At 54.2% G+C, this 21,570-nt stretch carries 25 protein-coding genes, 4 tRNA genes, 1 other RNA gene and 1 pseudogene; 27 read left to right on the plus strand and 4 right to left on the minus strand.

What is annotated here, in order from left to right; all coding sequences use genetic code 11:
• The first annotated feature begins 21 nt into the window (after window positions 1–21).
• The 6 genes from K1I37_RS01100 to K1I37_RS01125 all read left to right on the plus strand — a co-directional run bounded on the left by K1I37_RS01100 (window position 22) and on the right by K1I37_RS01125 (window position 1,391).
• The gene (locus tag K1I37_RS01100; RefSeq protein ID WP_021294697.1) at window positions 22–360 is read left to right on the plus strand and encodes a hypothetical protein; all 339 of its coding nucleotides are present in this window, start codon (window positions 22–24) and stop codon (window positions 358–360) included.
• A gap of 137 nt (window positions 361–497) precedes the next feature.
• Window positions 498–812 carry a hypothetical protein gene (locus tag K1I37_RS01105; protein WP_021294696.1) on the plus strand — a complete coding sequence of 105 codons (315 nt, stop codon included), beginning with the start codon at window positions 498–500 and terminating at the stop codon, window positions 810–812.
• 66 nt (window positions 813–878) lie between these two features.
• The gene (locus tag K1I37_RS01110; RefSeq protein ID WP_021294695.1) at window positions 879–1,100 is read left to right on the plus strand and encodes a hypothetical protein; all 222 of its coding nucleotides are present in this window, start codon (window positions 879–881) and stop codon (window positions 1,098–1,100) included.
• Window positions 1,101–1,152: 52 nt separating this feature from the next.
• Window positions 1,153–1,228 (plus strand) — tRNA-Lys (locus K1I37_RS01115).
• A 7-nt stretch (window positions 1,229–1,235) separates the two neighbouring features.
• A tRNA-Met gene (locus K1I37_RS01120) sits at window positions 1,236–1,311 on the plus strand.
• A 3-nt stretch (window positions 1,312–1,314) separates the two neighbouring features.
• A tRNA-Asp gene (locus K1I37_RS01125) sits at window positions 1,315–1,391 on the plus strand.
• A gap of 382 nt (window positions 1,392–1,773) precedes the next feature.
• Here K1I37_RS01125 and K1I37_RS01130 read toward each other — a convergent pair.
• A complete protein-coding gene (locus tag K1I37_RS01130) occupies window positions 1,774–2,310 on the minus strand; it encodes a 1,2-dihydroxy-3-keto-5-methylthiopentene dioxygenase (protein WP_021294687.1) in 537 nt (178 codons plus the stop codon).
• Between the two features lie 336 nt (window positions 2,311–2,646).
• Between K1I37_RS01130 and K1I37_RS01135 the strand changes: the two genes are divergently transcribed.
• The 3 genes from K1I37_RS01135 to mtnB are packed head-to-tail and all read left to right on the plus strand — an operon-like array spanning window position 2,647 to window position 5,154.
• Complete coding sequence (locus K1I37_RS01135; protein ID WP_021294686.1) at window positions 2,647–3,882, plus strand: 2,3-diketo-5-methylthiopentyl-1-phosphate enolase; 1,236 nt, start codon at window positions 2,647–2,649, stop codon at window positions 3,880–3,882.
• Window positions 3,879–4,547, plus strand: a complete 669-nt coding sequence (locus K1I37_RS01140) for an MtnX-like HAD-IB family phosphatase (protein WP_021294685.1) — start codon at window positions 3,879–3,881, stop codon at window positions 4,545–4,547. Before K1I37_RS01135 ends, K1I37_RS01140 begins: the two co-directional genes overlap by 4 nt.
• Complete coding sequence (mtnB, locus tag K1I37_RS01145; RefSeq protein WP_021294684.1) at window positions 4,534–5,154, plus strand: methylthioribulose 1-phosphate dehydratase; 621 nt, start codon at window positions 4,534–4,536, stop codon at window positions 5,152–5,154. Before K1I37_RS01140 ends, mtnB begins: the two co-directional genes overlap by 14 nt.
• 143 nt (window positions 5,155–5,297) lie before the next feature.
• Here the strand turns inward: mtnB and asnB are convergent, their stop codons facing one another.
• Window positions 5,298–7,145: an asparagine synthase (glutamine-hydrolyzing) gene (gene asnB / locus K1I37_RS01150; protein WP_021294683.1), complete on the minus strand. Its 1,848-nt coding sequence runs from the start codon at window positions 7,143–7,145 to the stop codon at window positions 5,298–5,300.
• Between the two features lie 110 nt (window positions 7,146–7,255).
• Complete coding sequence (locus K1I37_RS01155; protein WP_021294682.1) at window positions 7,256–8,101, minus strand: YheC/YheD family protein; 846 nt, start codon at window positions 8,099–8,101, stop codon at window positions 7,256–7,258.
• A gap of 60 nt (window positions 8,102–8,161) precedes the next feature.
• On the opposite strand from K1I37_RS01155, the gene K1I37_RS01160 reads away from it, so the two are divergent.
• The 10 genes from K1I37_RS01160 to K1I37_RS01205 all read left to right on the plus strand — a co-directional run bounded on the left by K1I37_RS01160 (window position 8,162) and on the right by K1I37_RS01205 (window position 14,058).
• Entirely contained in the window at window positions 8,162–8,449 is a 288-nt protein-coding gene (locus K1I37_RS01160) for a late competence development ComFB family protein (RefSeq protein ID WP_040440655.1), read from the plus strand.
• A 10-nt stretch (window positions 8,450–8,459) separates the two neighbouring features.
• On the plus strand, window positions 8,460–8,933 hold the full coding sequence (gene tadA / locus K1I37_RS01165) for a tRNA adenosine(34) deaminase TadA (protein WP_031217620.1): 474 nt from the start codon (window positions 8,460–8,462) through the stop codon (window positions 8,931–8,933).
• Between the two features lie 10 nt (window positions 8,934–8,943).
• Window positions 8,944–9,033, plus strand: a tRNA-Ser gene (locus K1I37_RS01170).
• An RNA gene (gene ffs / locus K1I37_RS01175) (signal recognition particle sRNA large type) lies at window positions 9,029–9,224 on the plus strand. The genes K1I37_RS01170 and ffs overlap by 5 nt, the downstream gene beginning before the upstream one ends.
• A gap of 216 nt (window positions 9,225–9,440) precedes the next feature.
• A complete protein-coding gene (locus K1I37_RS01180) occupies window positions 9,441–10,550 on the plus strand; it encodes a two-component system sensor histidine kinase NtrB (protein WP_021294679.1) in 1,110 nt (369 codons plus the stop codon).
• Between the two features lie 102 nt (window positions 10,551–10,652).
• The gene (dnaX, locus tag K1I37_RS01185; protein WP_021294678.1) at window positions 10,653–12,398 is read left to right on the plus strand and encodes a DNA polymerase III subunit gamma/tau; all 1,746 of its coding nucleotides are present in this window, start codon (window positions 10,653–10,655) and stop codon (window positions 12,396–12,398) included.
• A 5-nt stretch (window positions 12,399–12,403) separates the two neighbouring features.
• The gene (locus K1I37_RS01190) at window positions 12,404–12,709 is read left to right on the plus strand and encodes a YbaB/EbfC family nucleoid-associated protein (RefSeq protein WP_021294677.1); all 306 of its coding nucleotides are present in this window, start codon (window positions 12,404–12,406) and stop codon (window positions 12,707–12,709) included.
• Window position 12,710: 1 nt separating this feature from the next.
• Complete coding sequence (gene recR / locus K1I37_RS01195) at window positions 12,711–13,310, plus strand: recombination mediator RecR (protein ID WP_021294676.1); 600 nt, start codon at window positions 12,711–12,713, stop codon at window positions 13,308–13,310.
• 114 nt (window positions 13,311–13,424) lie between these two features.
• Complete coding sequence (locus K1I37_RS01200) at window positions 13,425–13,772, plus strand: YaaL family protein (protein ID WP_021294675.1); 348 nt, start codon at window positions 13,425–13,427, stop codon at window positions 13,770–13,772.
• Window positions 13,773–13,785: 13 nt separating this feature from the next.
• Window positions 13,786–14,058 (plus strand): pro-sigmaK processing inhibitor BofA family protein, encoded by a 273-nt coding sequence (locus K1I37_RS01205; protein WP_021294674.1) that lies wholly within the window; start codon window positions 13,786–13,788, stop codon window positions 14,056–14,058.
• 120 nt (window positions 14,059–14,178) lie between these two features.
• Here K1I37_RS01205 and K1I37_RS01210 read toward each other — a convergent pair whose 3' ends face one another.
• Complete coding sequence (locus K1I37_RS01210) at window positions 14,179–15,867, minus strand: putative polysaccharide biosynthesis protein (protein WP_021294673.1); 1,689 nt, start codon at window positions 15,865–15,867, stop codon at window positions 14,179–14,181.
• Between the two features lie 128 nt (window positions 15,868–15,995).
• Between K1I37_RS01210 and ytaF the strand changes: the two genes are divergently transcribed.
• From ytaF to K1I37_RS01250, 8 genes and pseudogenes are all read left to right on the plus strand, one after another.
• Window positions 15,996–16,604, plus strand: coding sequence for a sporulation membrane protein YtaF (ytaF, locus tag K1I37_RS01215; protein WP_021294672.1), 609 nt, complete (start codon window positions 15,996–15,998; stop codon window positions 16,602–16,604).
• Window positions 16,605–16,681: 77 nt separating this feature from the next.
• Window positions 16,682–16,900, plus strand: a complete 219-nt coding sequence (locus tag K1I37_RS01220) for a sigma factor G inhibitor Gin (RefSeq protein WP_051189292.1) — start codon at window positions 16,682–16,684, stop codon at window positions 16,898–16,900.
• Window positions 16,901–17,191: 291 nt separating this feature from the next.
• Window positions 17,192–18,604 carry an aminotransferase class I/II-fold pyridoxal phosphate-dependent enzyme gene (locus K1I37_RS01225; RefSeq protein ID WP_021294670.1) on the plus strand — a complete coding sequence of 471 codons (1,413 nt, stop codon included), beginning with the start codon at window positions 17,192–17,194 and terminating at the stop codon, window positions 18,602–18,604.
• Window positions 18,601–19,254 carry a dTMP kinase gene (gene tmk, locus K1I37_RS01230; RefSeq protein ID WP_021294669.1) on the plus strand — a complete coding sequence of 218 codons (654 nt, stop codon included), beginning with the start codon at window positions 18,601–18,603 and terminating at the stop codon, window positions 19,252–19,254. The genes K1I37_RS01225 and tmk overlap by 4 nt, the downstream gene beginning before the upstream one ends.
• An 11-nt stretch (window positions 19,255–19,265) precedes the next feature.
• A complete protein-coding gene (locus tag K1I37_RS01235; protein ID WP_021294668.1) occupies window positions 19,266–19,595 on the plus strand; it encodes a cyclic-di-AMP receptor in 330 nt (109 codons plus the stop codon).
• Between the two features lie 59 nt (window positions 19,596–19,654).
• Window positions 19,655–20,587: a DNA polymerase III subunit gene (locus K1I37_RS01240; protein ID WP_021294667.1), complete on the plus strand. Its 933-nt coding sequence runs from the start codon at window positions 19,655–19,657 to the stop codon at window positions 20,585–20,587.
• Window positions 20,580–21,218, plus strand: a pseudogene (locus K1I37_RS01245) (PSP1 domain-containing protein); the annotation flags it as partial. The gene K1I37_RS01240 and the pseudogene K1I37_RS01245, both read left to right, overlap by 8 nt.
• A gap of 39 nt (window positions 21,219–21,257) precedes the next feature.
• Window positions 21,258–21,566, plus strand: coding sequence for an initiation-control protein YabA (locus tag K1I37_RS01250; protein ID WP_021294665.1), 309 nt, complete (start codon window positions 21,258–21,260; stop codon window positions 21,564–21,566).
• Window positions 21,567–21,570: the final 4 nt, after the last annotated feature.

Here is a 21,570-nt window from a genome sequence, read left to right on the forward strand (position 1 = left end):
CTCGCAAAGGGGGAGAAGCTGGTGAGCCGAGAAGAGCACCACGAGAAACTTTCCAGTTTGGGTTTTTATTTTGAAGCGGAGGATTTACCTATCATTAATGACTATAAAGGGGATTGGACGGTTACGGGGGATCGTAAACCCGACAATTATTGGGTGGTGACCACGGACGGCAAAGGTCACCCGATTACGGGCCATCCGAGTCCGCAGGAAGCATTGGACTGGGCGCGGAACAACGGTTGGCTGCCAGCGTACGTCGCGCCATATGGCACGTATGTGGAAGGCGAGTTGGACGGCGTACAATTGCACGATTGGATAGCCAATGGCCGGCACGAGCGCAAACATTCGCACCGCTTTCACTAAGCTGTGCGGTGTGGTTGGAATCGCGAGTGCCGGAAAGAGATTCTGTTACTAGCAACACTCACCAACGACAAACGGAGGAACTCCTAGTAGAATCGATAGCAAAGAGACTATCGGTGTTGAATTAAGGAGCTTTCGCAATGGTTGAGGTGTTGCAAGTACAAGTAAGGCATCCCGGGATTGCGCTGACGGATAAAGAGCGCAGGCTTGTCGACAGTTTGGTACAGCGTATTTGTATTTACCATGTTCGCCGGCGCTTGACGAGGCCGTTTCGCGTTCGTCGCGCGTGTGTCGATTCGATTCATCTCTTGGTCAATCAAGATGTCATTGTTGAGGATGGGCTCACGAACGATGAGGCGCAGCTGATTATGCACGATTTGGCCGAGGATATTCGTCAGACATTAGAAGCGTGCGACATCCTTGCGCAAGACGTCCTGTTGATATCAAAGGCGTAATCTTTTGGGATGTGCGTCTGCCGTGATACAATCCAGGTGGGTATTCGCGGAGGAGGCGCTTGTCTTATGAAATTGCACATTTCAATCTTTCAATTGCCGGACGGAATGCACATTGCGACTTGTGCGGAGATTCCAATGTGTCAGGTGCTTCGTCAAAATAAGGGACATGCGATTCAAGACGTGAAAAAGATGGTGCGCAAGTTTTTGGAGGAGCGAGCCGAACAGGGGCGCCCGTTTGTGCCTGAGTTGCGCGAGTTCGAAGTGGAGAATATTACGCTCAATGAATAGTTGACAGAGCTCCATCGTCTTTGTTATATTAATCACCGTTCTCGATTCGTGTGGGTCATTAGCTCAATTGGCAGAGCATCCGACTCTTAATCGGCAGGTTGAAGGTTCGATTCCTTCATGACCCACCATATCTGACGCGGGGTGGAGCAGTTGGCAGCTCGTCGGGCTCATAACCCGAAGGTCGCAGGTTCAAGTCCTGCCCCCGCAACCACGTGGAGCTGTGGTGTAGAGGCCTAACATGCCTGCCTGTCACGCAGGAGACCGCGGGTTCGAATCCCGTCAGCTCCGCCAAACCGAGGAGTCCCCGTCTGGGGGCTCTTTTTTTGTTTAGGCGTCCGCGCCCGAGAGGAGCGGTTCCGCGTAGGAAAAACGCGTTCGCGCGACGCTGCTCTGCCTCGGTACCCGGGCGAATGCCCTGCTCACGAAAGACACCCCGACCATACCCTATAGCGACGCAACACAAAAGAGGAGGATGTAAGATGTACGGTGTTTTCGGTGGGTATACGCGTTGGGCAGTTGTCTTTTTGATCATCTTCGTTCTGTTCTTCCTGTTCGTTCCTGCGGCTCCGGTGGCAACCACAACGTGCTAACTTGGATCCCATCACAAATATTGCGGTACAACAGCAACAGGGACCACGCAAGCGCGTGGTCCCTGTTGTTTTTCAAGATGGGTTTACGCCTTTTGGAAGGCGGGGTCGTAGAAGGGGTGGGCGACCCAACCGGCGGGATCGATAAACAGGCGAACAGCGACCACTTTCCGCTCATCGGTCAGCGTGAAGAAATGCGGATTTCCCTCTGGAACGGAAATGACATCACCCGCTTCGAGAATCACGTCGAAATAGCCGTCATTGCCCTTAATGACAAAAATGCCGCTCCCGGATGCGATGGCGCGCACTTCGTCTTCTGTATGTGTATGAACCTGTTCAAATTTTTGCAGGAGCTCCTCGATGTTCGGCGTGGTATCGGACAAGGAGATCAGATCCCACTTGACATAACCGCGCTTCGCGCTGAGATCCTCGATGTACCCTTTCAGTGAAGCGAGGATTTCCTCCTTCTCAGCGTCCGTCAAGTCGTACTTATTTTGTAGCGGCGCGGGAATGACACTTACATCCCAGTGGTCATAATAGACGTCATTGGCCGTCAAAAAAGCGCGAACCGCTGCCTCGCCCTCAATGACTTCGTTGGTATTTCGCACGCGAATGGTGGCCACAGGCAAGCCCTCCTATTTATGATTTCACAATCACATGACTATCATGTTGTTTGATTGTTCTATCTTAAGAGAACGAGTGCTGTTTTGTCTACGTACTGTGCGGCGGTTCTGAACGTTTGTGAAAACGAGAATGATCTGGAGTTATCCACCGATTTAACACACTTATCCACAGAAATTTGTGGATAAGTGTGTGAGTAATGTGTGAATGGGTTGTGGAAATGTGGAATGTCAATCACTTTACACACATTTCGATAGTTTTTCGGGCTGCCCCGCTATACATCGAATTGGCCGGTATGCCATGATGTTGATGATGAAACGGTAGGAGTGAGACAGGTTATGGATGAACGCCAGGACAACCATCCACAGATGGTGATTGCCACGTACCGTGTGATAGACAATCCACAGGCGCTGGCGAAGCGCGCCGAAGGCATCGCCGTCGGTTTGACGATAGGAAGCTGGACTGAACTTGTGCAAACCCGCCATCAACAGGTGGCCTTGCATTGTGGACAAGTGGAAGGCATTGAGGTGATTGACGAGGTATCAGGTGGTCGCGTCATCGCGGAGATCTCCATCGGTTATCCACAGGCGAACTTCGACGGGACGTTTGCATCTCTGTTGACAACGGTGTTTGGGAAACTGTCAATGGATGGTGAAATTCGTCTCATTCGGTTGCAGATTCCTAACCAGCTCGCCGCGCAGTTTCCAGGGCCCAAGTTTGGTGTCAGCGGGTGTCGCGCGCGCTACAACGTCGAAACGCGCCCGCTTGTCATGAGTATTTTCAAAGCCTGCGTGGGGCTTACGCTGCCGGAATTGGTTGAGCAGTTTGAGGCACAGGCGCGAGGCGGGATCGATCTCGTCAAAGACGACGAAATATTCTTCACCGAGGCTTATGCGACGCCGGAGGCGCGCGTGGTCGCCTATCGAGCTGCCGCGCAACGAGTGGCTGAGAAAACTGGGCGCGAGACGGCGTATGCCGTCAACTTGACTGGCCCTGTACACCAGTTGCAACAACGCGCACAAAAGCTTGCAGAGCTGGGGGCAGGTGCGTTGTTGGTCAACATGGTGGCTTACGGGTACGATGTCGTCGCGGCGTTGGCCGCTGATCCGGAGATCAATGTGCCAATTCTTGCGCATCCAGCAGTGTCCGGCGCCCTCTACGGCGGGGATACATATGGCATAGAAGCTGACATTGTGTTGGGCCAATTGGCCCGAATGGCGGGAGCCGACATGGTGATTTTCCCGTCGATGTACGGTTCTGTCGTGCTTGGAGAGGCCGCTACAGCGCGGCTTATCGGGCACTTGCGCAGCGAGTCTGTCCACAGGCCCGCGTTGCCAGCGCCGTCAGCTGGGATTTATCCGGGGTTGGTTCCACAGTTGTACCGCGACTTTGGCAATGACTTGATTGTCAACGCAGGCGGCGGAATTCATGGTCATCCAGGCGGCCCTGCTGCAGGAGGACAGGCGTTCGTGGAAGCCATTCGCGCGGTTCAGGGAGGCTGGTCACTGGCCGACGCAGCCAAGGAAAGTGACGTATTGCGCCAAGCGTTGGAGAAGTGGGGGACCCCTTCGTGAACGTTCGTGTCATCTGTGACTTTGATGGAACCATCGCAGAGAAGGATATGATTGCGACCATTATGCGCGAGTTCGTACCGGATGAGGCCGAGCCTATCATTCAGGCGGTCTATCGCGGGGAGAAGACCGTGCGCGCAGGTGTCGAGGAGATGTTCCAACTGCTGCCGTCCGCGCGCTTCGAGGAAATCGCAGCATTCGCGAGGCGGAATACAGTGGTGAGACCAGGTTTTCAGGAATTTATCCACAGCTGTGGACAACTTGGTTGGAAAGTCGCAATTGTCAGTGGTGGCTTTGATTTTTTTGTCCACCCCGTTATCCACAGCTTATCCACACCTGTGGATATCTACTGTAATCAACTCGATCTCAGCGGCCCACGCTGCCGCGTGAAATGGGGGGTTCTCTGCGATGATGCGTGTACCGGTGACTGTGGATTGTGCAAACCGAGTGTGATGCGCCAATTGGCCGATGGACAGACGCGCTTCATTGTGGTTGGCGACGGTGTGACAGATTTCAAGGCAGCGTTGGAGGCGGACTACGTCTTTGCCCGCGCTCGTCTGCTCGATCTCGTTCGCGACCAAGCGCTGCCCGCGTCACCATTTGATACGTTCTACGATATTGTCGATGTGATTGAGGATGGGGGCTCGAATCTATATGCACACCTTTGATGAAGCCGCGCAAGCGGTTATCTCGTTGGCGCAATTTTGCAGTCACAAGGGCTGGTTGCCGGCGACCAGTGGAAATCTCTCGGTGCTGGTCGAGCGGGATCCGATGAAAATTGCCATTACCCGCAGCGGTGCGGACAAACAGAGGCTGCAGGCGGACGACATCTTATGTATTGATGAACATATGCAGGTACAAACGGAGACCGCGTATCGGCCGTCAGCGGAGACGAGTGTCCATATCGAGTTGTACCGCAAGTTTTCGTGTGGCAGCATCCTGCACGTTCACACGGTATTTAATAATCTGGTCAGTGAACTGTATGGGGACGAGGGGGCGGTGCCCATTCATGGCCACGAGTTGCTGAAGGCCTTGGGACACTGGGAGGAAGATGCAGAAGTCAGTATACCCATCGTCCCGAATTACGCGGACCTAGCGCGTCTTGGCCAAGCTGTTGCCGAGGCGGCGCATGCTGAAGTGCCAGCCGTATTCGTCAGGAACCATGGGATTTACGCTTGGGGGGATACGCCGGAGGCCGCGCGGCGGCACCTTGAGGCCATTGAATTCCTCGCGGAGTATGTGTATCGGTTAGGCGTCGCCCGCGATATTGGGTGACGTTTGCACGAGGGATGCGATGTCTCTTTTCGTCTTGTGCTATCCCGCGCGCAGAAAGAGCCGCCTGTCGCAACGTGGACAGGCGGCTCTTTGCTGTGGCGACGCACCCGGGCATCGGAGAGGGCGTTTGCGTGAACGAATGATTAACGAACGATGACGTTGTACTGCTTTAACCATTCATTGGTTTCGTAGAGGTAATGGAACATTTGGGCGGTGCCCATGATTTGGCCAAACCACGGACGGTGTTCCATTTTGTTATGGCTCATCGCGGCTAACGCACGCACTGCATTTTCATCCACAAAGGGGTGAATCGGCGAATTTTTGTCGTCGAGCATCGCGAGGGCTTTGCTGCGTACAAGTGCCAGATAATCGGGATTCGGTGTCGATGGATACGGGCTCTTTTTGCGATACAGTGCATCGTGTGGCAAGAAGCCTTCCATCGCTTTGCGGAGGATGCCTTTTGTCTCATTGCCGACGGTTTTCATCTCCCATGGGATGTTGAAGACGTATTCGACCAGTCGGTGATCGCAGAACGGCACCCGTACTTCAAGGCCATTGCCCATGCTCATTCTGTCTTTTCTATCCAACAGCGTTGGCATAAACCGCGTGATGCTCAGGTAGCCAATTTCGCGAATCCGCGCATCGCGGGCCGATTCCCCGGCGAGTCGAGGCACTTCGTCGAGCGCCTGTCGGTAGCGCATTTGCACGTACTCGTATGGGTGGATTTCAGCCTTTAGCTCATCCGACATGATGTTGACTCGTTCGGCGAGCCGCAGCGACCACGGAAATGTGTCCGCCTTGAGCGATTCCTCTCGATGGAACCACGGATAACCGCCAAATACCTCGTCGGCGGCCTCTCCAGACAACGCCACGGTGACGTGCTCTTTGACCGCTTTACAGAATAGATAGAGCGACGTGTCGATATCCGCCATGCCGGGCAAATCGCGCGTGAAGAGCGGGTCGAGTAAATGAGCCTCCAAATCGGGCGTGTCGAAGATGACGCGGTGATGGATGCTGCCGATATGTTCGGAGATCAGTTGTGCCCATGGCCCGTCAAGGCTCTTTTGGAACGCGTTGGCCTGGAAATGTTTTTCCATATCTTTAAATTCGATGGCGAAGGTATGCAGCGCGTCTCGCCCTTGTTGTGCGAAATAGCGCGCGGCAATCGCGGAGACCACGCTGGAGTCGAGGCCGCCGGATAAAAATGTCGCGATGGGCACGTCGGAGATGAGTTGTCGTTCGACGATGTCAATCATCAGTTCGCGGACCGTTTCGACTGTCTTCTCCAGTGAGTCCGTATGTTCATAGCTCTGCAGCTTCCAGTACTGGCGGATGGTGATGTCATCTGGCGTGCCAATCAACAGGTGACCCGCCCGTACCTCTTCGATATTTTCAAAAATGCCTACACCAGGCGATCTCGCTGGGCCGATGGCAAATACCTCCGCAAGTCCTTCCGTGGTGACGACCGGGTCAATGGCGGGATGCGCCAAAATCGCCTTTAGTTCCGATCCGAAGACGATGCCGTGCCCCAGTCGGCTGTAGAACAGCGGTTTGACACCGAGCCTATCCCGAGCCATAAACAGCCGGTGGTTTGTGTTATCCCAGATGGCAAACGCAAAGATCCCGTTAAATTTCTCAACACAAGCCTCACCCCATGCGACATACGAGACCAGCACGACCTCCGTGTCGGAATAGGATTGAAACTTGAAGCCAAGCGCCAACAGCTCTTTGCGGATATCTTCTGTGTTATACAGCTCGCCGTTGTATACGAGGGTGTACTCCTTGTCGCCAAAGCGTCTGACCATGGGCTGAACGCCGCCGTCGGGATCGACTACGATGAGACGGCGATGCGCAAACAGCGCGTGTGGATGCGACCAAAATCCAGCCGTGTCTGGTCCCCTTGAAGTCAGTGCTTCGCCCATGTGTTTTACAGTCTCTGTCTCACTCGTCAGATCACGTGACCAATCCACCCAACCTGCAATACCGCACATGTGATTCAGTCCTCCCCACGATTGTCTCTGTTCCCATCAGGCGGGGGCGCCCAAAACATACCCACACTGTATGCAACGGTGTGGGCGGATGTGACGGTTGTGATTCATCTTTAGGTGAAAAAGAGATCACTTAGCAATGTCGAAAGCCATTGCCGGCGACTCTCTGCGGCACGCGCCTCGATTTGCTCGTAAACGGTTTTGTCGGGGAGTTGCGCAAACAGTTGGTGACTGGGGCCCCCCAATCTGTCGTTGGTATTGACTTCAAATAGCCAAAGTTGTCCTTCTGCCCCCAGTCCGTAATCGATGCCGACCTCGTCAAACGACGCGTACGTGTCTAGTACATGACAGATTTTCAGACTGACTTGGTTCAGCTTGTTTTGTACGCGGCGTCGCTTTACCGTCTTTGGATAGATTTCGCGCAGGATTTCACGGGTTTCGTGCACTTCGCCGCGTCCGGTCCCGATATTCGAGACGATACTGTCTGTCTGGGCGACGCGGGCGAGCGTACCTGCGATGAGCCACGCATCAGATTGCCGCTGACACAATACGCGAATGTCAAACGGCCTCCCTTGCCAAGTTACAATTGGCGCTGCCTGCTGTACAATCGTGGTCAATGGGTGGTACAACATGTGTAGGTGGTCAAGGAGTGCTTGGGTGCGGCGATAATAGAGGGTTCGTCCAGTTTGGTGAAGAAGTGTCCAGCTGTGTTCGCCAGATTGCTCACAGCGAGCGATTTGGTGTCCGCCCCAAGTGTCCACCGGCTTGATATACCAAGCCGACTGGCCTTCCAGCCGAGTGGCTGTGCATTGATTCATCAAGAGCGTGTAGGGAATTCGCAATCCCTGGATGGCGTCGTGCGTCAAAGCGAGGTACATCTGCCATTTATCCAGGAACATTCTGCTTGGATTGAGACGTCCGCGTGTCAGTTCGATGACCTCCTTCGTGTTCAGCGCCAATTTATGCGCATGCCACGTGAGTGGCGTCAACGACGCATGGATGGAGGGAGAGATTTGTGTATGACGGTTTATAACGTGACTGAGAGATTGGCGAAAGAAATGATTGCTTCGCCGGAAGTTCAAGGTGTCGTTCAGTGCTCGTGTGCGCAGTGTTTAGACGATATATTGGCGATTGCGCTCAATCATTTGCCTGCGCGCTACGTGTCGACCGACCAAGGTGGGACTTATGTGAAAGCCGACTACATGCACCCACAGTGGCAATCTGACGTCTTGGCGGAATTGATTCGAGCGGCGGAGGTCGTTGGACGGCAGCCGCATCATGGGTTGTTGACTGGCGAAAGGGTGTAAAGGCGTGGAGATGTACAGGACGGACGACGATTTCATGCGATTGGCACTCGCGCAAGCACAAGTGGCTCGCGCGCAACAAGAGGTGCCGATAGGCGCAATTGTCGTCTGGAATGGGGAAGTGGTTGGCGAAGGGTACAATTTGCGGGAGACGTGGCGGGATCCGACTGCGCATGCCGAATTGATTGCCATTCAATCGGCGAGCCGACGACTCGGTGCCTGGCGGTTGACGGAATGTGACCTGTATGTTACACTAGAGCCCTGTCCCATGTGTGCTGGTGCCATCATGTTGTCGCGCATACGACGTTTGATTTACGGTGCCGACGACCCCAAGGGTGGGGCAGTAACGTCGAAACTCCCCTTATTAGAGCCCGGATTATGGAACCACGCACCAATCATTACATCTGGCGTTTTAGGACAGGATTGTGCTAATATATTGAGGGAATTTTTCAAGGGAATGCGTGAACGGCGCAAGAACCTTGACTGATGTTTGATGTGGAGAGATGTCTGAGTGGTCGAAAGAGCTCGCCTCGAAAGCGAGTAGCTCTGCAAGGGGCTCGTGGGTTCGAATCCCACTCTCTCCGCCACGATGTTGAGTGAGGCATGCACTCACTCAACACATATCGTCTATTCACGTGATGTCTGACCAAGACCCGACTGGGTCCCATGCGGCGAAAACTTCCGAACCGTGTCAGGTCCTGACGGAAGCAGCACTAAGGAAGACCTTTCGGGCGACGTGGGAGTGCCTGGTCAGGTCTTGGTCAGACGTCATGTGGCGAGTAAACAGGTCCGTAGCCTCGAAAGGCAGGGCCTGTTTTTTTTGCGTTTGTGCACACAAAGTTTCGGGATAAACGGTAGCTCATCTGTGCTATGCGTGTCGGAAGTTGTCGAGCCAATGGAAGTTTTGTCACGCGGGAGGATTTGCTGATCTCATAAGGAATATTCGTTGCAAAAGAACTCTTTTCAGACTCTTTAAGGGGACTGGTGATGGAGTATGGATCAGCATTCGATGTTTTCCGTTGAACCGGATTTGTTGCCTGACACACAGCTTCTGAATGCAGGGATTCTATACTTAGCAAAATATGGTACAGTCGCCATTTTGAATGACATCTCGGCGGAATTGATAGGGATGCCGCAAGCGACCGGATCGATTGTTCCTCTGGAGATGGTCCTCTCTGAAGAATGTGATGAATATCAGATATTGCTGCACATTTTAAACACGGAATGCGAGTACCGGGATGCGGTCGTTCGTTGGGAAGTGGGTACGGATGTACGCCACGTGCTGATGGATACGTTCACGCATCAGGCCGCGGACGGCCAGGTACAGGGCATGTATATCGTGATGAAAGATATGGGGAATTTTGCGACGCTCGACCAACAGACGCAGCGGCTGGAGCGGGTGGCCACCGTAGGCAAGGTGGCTGCCGGTATCGCCCACGAGATTCGCAACCCGCTAACCACGGTGAAAGGCTTCTTACAAGTGTTGGAGAATCGCCTGCACGAAGGGTTGATGGAAGAAGAAGTCCAGTACGTGGAAGTGATGATGAGCGAAATCGAACGGGTGAATACGCTTGTCGCCGAATTGTTGCTTTTGTCGAAACCGAATCGAATGGATAAGCGGACGTTTCCGATGGCGGAACTGCTCAACGAGATCCACCCGTGGATTCAGGCGAACGCGCGCGAGCGTCATGTGGAGTGCCTGTACGACATACCGGAAGGTCTAACGATTTTTGGAGACCGGGATATGTTGCGGCAACTCTTACTTCATCTGATTAAGAATGCTGTAGAGGCCATGGACGCACAGGGGAGTCTCGCGATTGGCGCGAAGCAGGTCGCGGGTCGCACGGAGATTTACATTTCCGACACGGGGCCCGGAATTCCCTATTACCTGGTCGACAAGATCTTCGATGCATTTTACACGACGAAAGACAAGGGGACAGGGCTTGGATTGGCGATTTGCGAGCGAATTGTAGCTGATCATGGTGGAACCATCCGCGTCGCCTCCAAAGGCTTTGGCACGACGTTCACGGTGAGTTTGCCGAACGAAACCCAGTCGCGCACCAACCTGTTTTTGCGCAGGAACGCACACTCCTTATCCTCATGACGGGGCGCAGGGGCGCCCGTCGGTTTCCTGGAACCTCCTGCCCTCTAGGCTTGGTCGCATCCCGCCCGCTGTGGTACTGTAAAACCAGAGGGAGGGACGGCAGTGTCCTACCAAGCACTCTATCGAATTTGGCGCCCCCAGACCTTTTCAAATTTAATGGGGCAACCGCATGTGCGCCAGACCTTATCGAACGCCATTACGTCTGGTAAGATTGCGCACGCTTACCTGTTTTGCGGCCCGCGCGGAACGGGGAAGACGAGTGCGGCCAAATTGTTTGCGAAGGCCGTGAATTGTGAGCATCGAAACGGCGCGGAGCCGTGTAACGAGTGTAGTGCGTGTGTGTCGATTACCAATGGATCGAACGTCGATGTCGAGGAAATCGACGCGGCATCCAACCGCGGTGTCGATGAGATTCGCGAGTTGCGCGATAAAGTCCATTACGCACCGACTACCGTAAAGCGTAAAGTTTATATTGTGGATGAAGTTCACATGCTGACCACAGAGGCGTTTAACGCGCTCTTAAAGACGCTCGAAGAGCCGCCAGCACACGTCTTGTTCGTGCTTGCGACGACGGAGGCGCACAAGATTCCGGGGACGATTGTATCGCGGTGTCAAAGGTTTGACTTTCACCGCATCTCACCGGAAACGATTGTCGAACGCCTACAGGAGGTCGTGGCGCACCAGGGCTGGACGTGTGATGTCGGCGCGCTGTGGAAATTGGCAGAGGCGGCAGACGGCGGGATGCGCGATGCCCTTGGGCTTTTGGAGCAAGCCGCTGCGTTTGGCCAGGGCACCATCGATGAGGCGCACGTGGCCAGTGTGATTGGCGGCGTCGACACGGGCGAACTGCTGGCATTGGTCAGCGACTTGATGGATGCCTCGTACTTAGAGGTGCTCAATCGAATTTCTTCGTGGTATGCCGGAGGCAAGGATGCGAGCCGCATTGCCTTCGACTTATTGCAAGTATTGCGCGATTTGTTTATTGTCATGCTATCTCCCGGTGACGATGCGCTGAACGGAAAACCCGTCGCCCCGTATCGATCCGTTACAACCAAGCCCACTTGCAGCACAAACTGGCTGCTTTCGGGCGTCTCCAAGTTGGGAGAACTGTATACTCAGCTGCGCTATGTGGAACAACCTCGGTTGGCCTTAGAGGCAACTTTGATGTCGATTGCCACTGCGCCAAAGGTGAGTGTCGCGCCTGCATCGGCCGATGTAGCGGCTGCGGTGGTTCAACGGAAAGACGAGGTTACGGCGGCAGCGCCGGCGCCTGCGGCAGCGGCGTTACGGGATGTCCAGCCGCCTGCCACTACACCAGACGAAGCGCCTAAGCAAAGTGTTGAACGGGTGGCGACGGAAGAAGAGACGGTTGCAACGAAGCGGCGTTCACGGGCGGCTGAACAGCGAATCTCCGCTGCAGGGCGCAAACGAGAGACACTTGCGCGATTGTATCGGGATAGGAATCCGCAGGTGGAGGCGATGGTTCACGAGCGCTGGCCGGATATCCTGCACAAAGTCAAACAGGATCGTATTCAGTCGCACGCCTGGTTGATGCATGGCGAGGTTGCGATGGCCACGGAATTTGCCGTCGTGCTGTCGTTTGCGAGCCGCATTCACCGCGAGGCGGTGATGAAGCCGGTAGATAGACGGGTGATAGAATCTGCGGTATCGCTCATGATGGAACGCGAGATGCAGATTTTTGCACTCTTGAAGGAAGATTGGGACGAGTTTACTGCATCGCTGGCCCGAGCGGACGACGGCCCTGAGCGGGCAGAGCAACAGGATATTGTCGGTCGAGCACGTGCGTTATTCGGCGAGGATAAAGTGGTTGTAGAAACGAAGGAGTGAAACTCATGAAAAATATGAATCAGTTGATGCGACAGGCGAAGAAAATGCAAGAGGAAATTATGAAGGCGCAGGAAGCCTTGGGTGAGCGCACGGTGGAGGGCACGGCCGGCGGTGGTGCGGTGAAGTTGGTGATGAACGGGCACAAGGAGCTTTTGTCCGTTGAAATTAACCCGGATGTTGCGGGGGATGTGGAAATGCTGCAGGATTTGATTCTAGCCGCATTTCAGGATGTCAATCAAAAGGTGACGGAATTGACGGAGTCGGAGATGGGCAAGTACACAAAGGGCATGAATATCCCGGGACTGTTCTAAAATGTGGGGCTATCCAGAACCTGTTTCGCGCATGATTGAACAGTTTATGAAGTTGCCAGGCATCGGGCCGAAGACAGCGGCCCGACTTGCGTTTCACGTGATGGGGATGGACCAAAAGGACGTCGATGAATTCGCCAAGGCTTTGAAGGATATCAAAACAAAATTGACGGAGTGCGCCATCTGCTGCAATATCACGGAAACGAGTCCTTGTTCGATTTGTGCTGATCCGCGCCGCGACAAACTGGTCATTTGTGTCGTTGGCGAACCGCGAGATGTCGTCGCTATGGAGCGCACACACGAGTACAACGGTACCTACCACGTACTGCACGGCGCCATCTCACCGATGGAGGGAATTGGCCCGCAAGATATTCGGATTAAGGAACTGGTGACGCGGATTGGTCAGGAAGATATCGATGAAGTGATTTTGGCGACCAACCCAAACGTCGAGGGCGAAGCGACCGCGATGTATATCTCGCGTTTGCTTAAGCCATTTTCTTTGAAGATCACGCGGATTGCACACGGTCTACCAGTCGGTGGCGATTTGGAGTATGCCGACGAGGTCACGCTCGCCAAAGCCCTGGAGGGTCGGCGAACGCTCTAGCCTCTCTCCTGTCCCCTTTATGGCTTGCTAACTTATTGACAATCTAGAGCCACAGGCATAATTCGCCTCCTTGCCAACTATGATTTACTAAGCTTTGGACAAGGAGGCCGTTTTATGACGTCGTCGCAATTACCAATAGAGGCGCAGGCCATCACCGGCGTGCCTAGTTCGTCCGACTCCCGCACACACCAAGAGACCCTTCCTCCAAGCCATCAGCTAGATTTGTCGCGGTTTGACAAACAGTCGTTTCTCACAGAAATCCTGAAGAGTCGCCGCGAGCTTATGATAGCGAGACAACAATTTGAGCAGGTCTCTGATCCGCTACTGATTGACCATATCGTATTTCGCATCAGCGCGGCCGAGCGTCAGTTGAACTTCTTGTTCCGGTTGGCCCGGGAAAACGGCGTTTCATTTGATGGGATACAGTGGCAGTGGCGAGACGAGACATGGCAGGTCGACTAGGGGAGGGCGTGCTATGCATATTCCGGCCATGTGGTTGTGGGTCGGCGTCATTGTCATCGTTGCATTTTTAATCGGTCAGTTCTTTCGCAAGCCGGGAACGGTCGCATGGCTGATTGTACGGAACTGTGCGCTGGGATGTCTGTTTGTGTTCGCGGTGAACTGGGTGGGGACGTATCTTCACTTTCATCTGCCGTTCAACCCAATTACGGCGCTCACTGCCGGATTTTTAGGTTTGCCCGGCATCGCAGCGCTGGTCGCGCTCAAGCTCTGGGTGTTTGCGGGGTAGTGCCTTGCGCAAGTTCTCTTCGCAAGTTCTGACGCGCTGCTCGATGGGTGGAATGGTGGTAATGTTGACGGTCAAGATAAGGGAACACCATATTGGGTAGTAAACCGCATATGCGGTTTACTACCTTCTTCTTTTTGCTCGGGTACGTGCGGGGGTTTTTCGTTGTGTTCTAGCGATACGGCGGCCAAACTTGCTCAAATACCTGCCGACACCTGGAACCGACTGAAGTTCATCCGTGCGCAGTGCACCTGTTCTGATAATGGTGTACAGATACACCACAGCGCCAAGCCCGCCCGCAATGAGCAACTGAAGGACATAGATGAACCGCCTGTCTCCAAACACGTCGACCAACGTCATGTGCGCAAGCGCGTTGACTACGAACAGGAATGCGACCAGGATGACAGAAGCCAGCAAGAACGGCCTCATGATTCTGCGGACAGAGAAATGCACCTGTCCGTACTTTTTGACGGCCATGATATTGAGCGCCGACGACACCAAGTAACCAATCGTCGTCGCCAACGCCGCACCAATCACCGAGTGCAACACGAGAATCAAAATGAAGTTGAAACCTGTCTTGATAGCGACTCCGAGAAACATATTCCGCACGGGGCGATACATTTTGCCGAGCCCTTGCAGGATATAGGTTGAAATCAATTCAAGACTTGAGAAGATACTCATGAACGAAACGGTTGAAATAATCGACCAGCCTGCCGACGCGCCAAAAATTGACTCGTTGATTGCGCGGCTGAGAACCAGGAGAACAGCCGCCGTCGGGAAGCTGATGAGAAACATACTGCGCAGGGTAAAGACAATGCTCTCTTGAATCTTTACGTGATTTTGACTTGCCTTGGCGGCGGATACTGCGGGTAACACAGAAACGCCAATCGCATACGCGAACGCCATCGGCAGTTGCACGAGATACATTGCCTGACGCGTGAGAATGCCGTAATTTGCGGTGGCTTCTTGAAAGGTCTGGCCAACGCTTTGCAGCAAATTGGTCACAGTCCAAGAATCGACCAAGTTTGCAATCGGCACGACGAGCCCACCCAAGCTGACCGGAATGGCCAGGCGGTAGACCATGCGCAAAATTTGGCTGTCGCGGAATGGACTCTCTTCATAGCCGTATGCGCGCTCTGTGCGGCGCAGCGGGCGCACGGTCACAATCAGTAGAACGAGTCCAGCGACACCGCCGACAAAGCCGCCGAAAGTCGCAGCGGCAGCGCCCTCCACACTCTTGCTTAACCCCCACTGATTGACCACGAGATACGCGCCGACCACCATCGCAATGACGCGGAATAGCTGCTCCACTGTCTGCGAGTAGGCAGGGCCGGAAAGTTGCTGAAATCCTTGTAGGTATCCACGCAGTCCGCTCATGGCAGGAATCACGAGGAGCATCAAGGACACCGCGTGAATCGAGGGGACGTTCTGTGCAATGGACGCCTTTGGGTCTTTAAATGAAATCAGATGCGCAAACAGCGGTGCGCCAAACCACATCAGTAAAAAAGCTATCACGCTGAAAACCATCAGGGACCGCATGGTCACACGATAAATATGCTCAACGATAGCCCGGTCACCAGTGGCGCGCCGTTCGCTGATAAGCTTGCCCATGGCGAGCGGAAATCCACTGGTCGCAAGCTGTTGAAGGATGTTGTAGACAGAATAGGCATTGGAGTAGATGCCAAGACCGGCGCCACCAATCAGTGCCGTGACAGGGATAATCCACACAAGGCCCAAGACCTTCGCGAGTGCGACACAGATAACATATAAAGAGGCTCCACGGGCGAGGTTCGACGAACCTGTTCGACTCACCTCTCCACCTCCGTTTCGACAAGCATTATAGCATAGCCATCCCGCATCACGCCGATGACTTCCGGCGATATCTGAAACAAGGCCAAGCGTTGCTCATAAGGTGTTGTGAAGACCGGGGGTGGGCACGCGTGATATCCAGTATTTTGACAATGGCAGCCCTCGCTGTCGCGGCAAATTTGGATAATGCCGGAGTCGGAATTGCATATGGTGTGCGCAATATTCAAATCTCCTCGGCCGCGAACCTTCTCGTCGCCGTGATTTCGGGCATTGCGACGATTTTATCGGGATGGGTAGGCCGCTTGATGAGCCACTATATTCATCCGTCCGTCGCATCATACATCGGCGGTGGCGTGATGTTTGCGGTGGGGATATGGGTACTGAGCGAACCGCTGCGTGCCAAGCGCAAAGAACGCAAAAAACGGCAATCTGGCGTCATCGGCCGAATTCTCGAAGACCCGGCGGCCGCTGATTTTGACCAGTCACAGACGATCAGTTTGACGGAAGCGACCGTGCTCGGCGCCGCGTTGGCTATGAATGCCTTCGCCGGTGGATTCGATGCGGGTGTTACACACTTAAACGTATGGTGGACGGGATTGTTTGTCGCGATTATATCGTACGTCTTGCTGGGGTTCTCCGCATTTTTTGGCCGCCGTTACGCAGCTCGGGCGCTTGGTAAACACGCGACGTTGTGTGCCGGATTGCTACTATTGGCCATCGGGGTTCATCAAATTTGGTAGCTAGGTATAGAAAAAAGCAAATAAAGTCAAGACTGACATTAGGTTATCAATTTCGGATTCGCGTGAGATGTAGGTAGGTGAGTGATTTGGAGAAGCAGGTTGCGACAGATTCATCCTGTATTATCTGTCATCTAGAAAAGCCCCATGGGATCCGCATTTGCGGTCAATTTATCTGCACCGACTGCGAGCGCGACATTGTGCACTCCGAGGTGAACGATGCGCATTATCAACACTATGTCACAGAGATGAAGCGCATCTGGTTATCCGCACAATCAACCTATACAGAAACGCCATAGGCAGTTTAGAAGAGCTAGGTGACAAGAAGCATCGGGGATCGTCTGGGATTTGCAAACTAGGTGGTTGCAAACTCCGCGGTCTCCGACTGCGATAGGTTTCGCATATGGGCTTCAACACGCGTACCCCTACTTTAGCCACCCCTCGATTTTGGCCGGCTTGCCTGCTCGCAAAGATGACTCCCCTAGCGTCACTAGATGTTGTCGTTTTTCAGTCCTACGGTTTTCGTTGCTTCGGATAAGCAATCATCCTATCATGAGAGAAGCGATTCTGAAGATAAGGACGGGCGACGTTTGCGAGATAGAGAAGTTTGGACACCCATTATCGACCAATTGATTGCGCACGCGATGCGCGAAAAAGTTTCCTTGCACGTACCAGGGCATCATCAGGGTCGCACGCTCTTCGGCCCGCTTGCACAGTGGTTGGGACAGGCTACCAAATGGGACGTGACTGAGTTGCCCGGCCTCGATAATCTGCATCACGCCACTGGCTGTATTCGGGCGTCACAGGCGCGTGCTGCAGCGCATTATGGGGCAGATCATTGTTTTTATAGCGTGAATGGTGCCACGGCGTGTGTCATGGCGGCCATTGCCGCGAGTGTACAAGCCACAGGGCGAAATCAAGTCGTCATCCTTGGACCATGCCACATGAGTGCCTGGCGGGGGCTTGTTTACGCCGATGCCGGCGCCGTGTTTGTGCCAAGCCCTTGGCGGCAGGATATCATGACCTTTGGGCCGCCGGATCCGGTACAGTTAGCGAATCAGTTGGCACAAATGCGCGATGTCGCGGCGGTTTTTGTCACGTCCCCGACATATCAGGGCGTTGTGGCGCCGGTTGCTGAGATTGCACGCGTCGCCCACGCATACGGTGTGCCGCTGATTGTCGATGAAGCGCACGGGGCGCATTTGGGGTTGATTGACGCCTTTCCGCGCCACAGCGTGGAGCAAGGGGCGGATATTGTGATTCAGAGTCCGCATAAGACGCTTCCTTGCTTGACGCAGGCGGCGTGGGTACACGTCAGCGGGCCGTTGGTCGAAGCCAGGCTGGTTGAAGAGCGCTTGTTGTTTCTCGAGACGACCAGTCCGTCCTATCTGCTTCTCGCGTCGCTGGACGGGGCGCAGGCGTGGTTGCACACAGAGGGCGCAGAAGCAGCGCAGCGGACATTCGAGTGCCTTCAACAGTACCGGAGTGCCAATGCGCCAATCGGGGTGGAAACCGACCCGATGCGGGAGTGGATTCCGACGGGATCGGCAAACGAGAGCCAAAGGCTTGAGACGATGCTGCAACAGCGTGGCATCTTCGTCGAGTTTGCAGATGCCACCGGCGTCCTCGCGATGTTCGGCTTCTCACAGCCCGCCTATGAATATGGAAAATTTTTTGAGGTCCTGGAGGCGTGGCGTCAGCAGCGTGCACCAGCGACCACAGATTTTGCGCTGGTCGCAGAACTTTATCAGCTCGCGGGAAGGACGCGTGTTGTCCTCTCGCCAAGTGAAGTCGCGCGGCACAGACGTGTGGCCGTGCCTATCGGTCAGGCAGCAGGGCGCATTCTCGCGACGCCGGTCGCGCCGTATCCGCCGGGCGTGCCCGCGTTGTGGCCGGGCCAGGAGATTAGCCAGACGCTCGTCGACTCGCTTACGGCGTGGTTGCAGCTTGGCGGGACGGTAGTAGGAATTGACGAACAGTGCCAGTTGGAGGTCATCGAGTGACACGTGGGGTATTTATTACGTTTGAGGGCATTGACGGTGCCGGAAAGACGACACAGATTCAATTGCTGGCGAGTGCGCTGGCGAAGGCCAATGTCGATGTTGTATGTACGAGAGAACCAGGGGGGACTCAACTCGGTGATCAGATTCGGTCTTTATTGCTGAGTCGGGAGAATCAGTCGATGACGCCGCGGACGGAGGCTTTGCTCTACGCTGCCTCGCGGGCACAGCTGGTTGAAGAGGTGATTGTCCCGAGCTTACAGGCGGGGAAGGTCGTGCTTTGTGATCGATATGTGGATGCGTCCATTGCGTATCAGGGCGGCGGCCTTGGGCTTGGTGAAGAGGCGGTTGCACGGATGAATGAATTTGCCGTGAACGGCGTGTTGCCCGATTTGACGATTTTGTTTGATCTCCCATTGGCCGATGCCAGGGAACGCCTGCGGCAATCGCGGGGGACGGCCCATTTGGATCGCATTGAGTCCCGCGACGCTGCATATTTTAGTCGTGTACAGGCTGCCTTTGCCAGACTGTCTGCAGAGGCCAAATCGCGTATTCAAATCGTCGATGCGCGCCATTCCGTCGATGCACTACAGCAGGAGATTTACCATATCGTATGGAAACACATCGCGAGGGAAAAAAATCTTGAACGGTAGGTGGAGCCGATATGAAGTTGGTAGTGGCTGTTGTGCAGGACAAGGATAGCTCGAAATTAGCCCAAAATCTCGTAAATGCCAACATTCGGGCGACTAAACTGGCGTCGACTGGCGGTTTTCTCCACGCAGGCAACACCACGTTTTTGATTGGTACGGACGACGATAAGGTCGACGAAGTCAAGCACATTATTCAGCAGTCGTGTAAAGCGCGCGAACAAGTCGTCGCACCCATGTCCCCGATGGGGGCGAGTATGGAGTCCTATATTCCGTATCCGGTCAACGTCTCCGTTGGCGGAGCGACGGTTTTCGTGCTCGATATCGAACAATTTGATCAGTTCTAGGCGATACCAGCAACAATCGATAAAGGGTTGCGGGCAAAGTCGTGGAGGTGGAGTCTGCGATGACGCAAAAGATCATGATGCCGCCTTCTGATTCATTTGTTTTACCGGACGCAGTCGCCGAGGCTTTGGCGGCGGGCCGGTTGCCACATGCCACGTTGCTCGTGGGGCCGTCTCGGGCTACGATGACGGCCGCCCGCTACCTTGCAAAGGCGCTGTTGTGTGAAGATACGACCTGCCCCTGCGGCCGGTGCAGCGCGTGCATCCGATTCCAAGCAGGGACGCAAACGGACTTCTTTGAAGTCGGTGGCGAATCCATTAAAACTGCGGACATTGAAGCGATGCAGCGATGGTTGTCCGTGCGCGGACACTCGGGGAAAAAAGTGTATACGTTGTATGGTGCGGACCAGATGACCGGCGTCGCCGCAAACCGTATTTTAAAGACGCTGGAAGAACCGCAACCTGGCGTGTACGCCTTACTCACCGCCGCAACGCGTCAGTCTGTATTGTCGACTATCAGATCCCGCTGTACCGTTTATCCTATCGCCGAGCCGGGGGTATCCGCACATACGGATGTCCAGGTCATCCCTCTATTGGAGGATGCGATGAAGGAGACGGAAAATCATTCGTTTGATGGGTTCATCAATAAAATGATAAAATGGGTGCAGATGTGGTTGGTCGATGGTACACCGGCCCTCATCTTGGCTGCCCAGTGGCAGTTGATTTGTGAGGAAGTATCCGCAGCAGACAGTTTGACGCTGCTCGTCGAATACCTTCGTGACATCTTGCATACTCGTGTCGGTCAGTCGAGCATTCGCTTTCAGGACTGGGAATCTCATATGAAGCGCGTCGCTCCCATACTTGAAGTGAGACAGTGGTCACGTGCCATCGAGATTGTTCTCGATAGCCGTCAGCGACTGGAATCCCATGTCGCAACCCTGTTGAATTTTGAGCAGATGTGCATCCGACTACGGGAGGTTCTGCCGGATGTATGAGATTGTCGGTGTTCGTTTTAAGCCTGCCGGGAAAATTTACTATTTTGACCCAGGAGATTTGCCGATACACAAGGATGCACACGTGATTGTTGAGACTGCGAGAGGCGTTGAATACGGAACGGTCGTTGTGGACAAGCGCGACGTGCCGGAGGATTCCGTCGTCTTACCTCTGAAGCAAGTGATGCGGATAGCAACTGCGGAGGATTCGCAGACGGTCGAGGAAAATCGAGCGCGTGCGCGTCAGGCGATGCAGGTGTTCCGTGAAAAGGTGGAAAAGCATTCGCTGGAGATGAAGTTGGTGGATGCAGAGTACACGTTCGACCGCAATAAGTTGATTTTCTACTTCACGGCCGAGGGGCGTGTGGACTTCCGGGAACTCGTCAAAGATCTCGCGAGCGTGTTCCGCGTTCGGATCGAATTGCGTCAAATCGGCGTTCGAGACGAAGCCAAGATTTTAGGTGGCATTGGGCCGTGTGGACGCCTGTTGTGCTGCTCCACATGGATGGGTGAATTTGACCCTGTCTCGATTCGCATGGCAAAAGATCAGAGCTTGTCGCTAAACCCATCGAAAATTTCAGGCCTGTGTGGGCGTTTGATGTGTTGCCTGAAATTTGAGAACGATTCTTACCAAGGCGAAGACGCAATGGCGTAAGCGGGGTCGGTACGGGCCATGGACAAACAGTCGTTATTCGTACAGGTCGCCAACCTCGAAGAGCGCATTGGCGAACTGTATGTAGAATTAGGTACATTAAAGCAAAAGATTCAAGACTTGATTGAGGAGAACCAGCGGCTTGAACGCGAGAACGAACACTTTCAACAGGAGTCGCTCGGGAAACAAAGCGTGCATGAGCCGGGGTCTGCTCAGGATAACTTGTTACGTATTTATCGGGAAGGTTTTCACATTTGCAATGTCAAGTATGGGAGCTTGCGTACTGAAGGGGAATGTCTTTTCTGTCTGTCGTTTATCCAAAAGACGTAACCAA

It is taken from the genome of Alicyclobacillus acidoterrestris, from assembly GCF_022674245.1.
GTDB lineage: Bacteria > Bacillota > Bacilli > Alicyclobacillales > Alicyclobacillaceae > Alicyclobacillus > Alicyclobacillus acidoterrestris.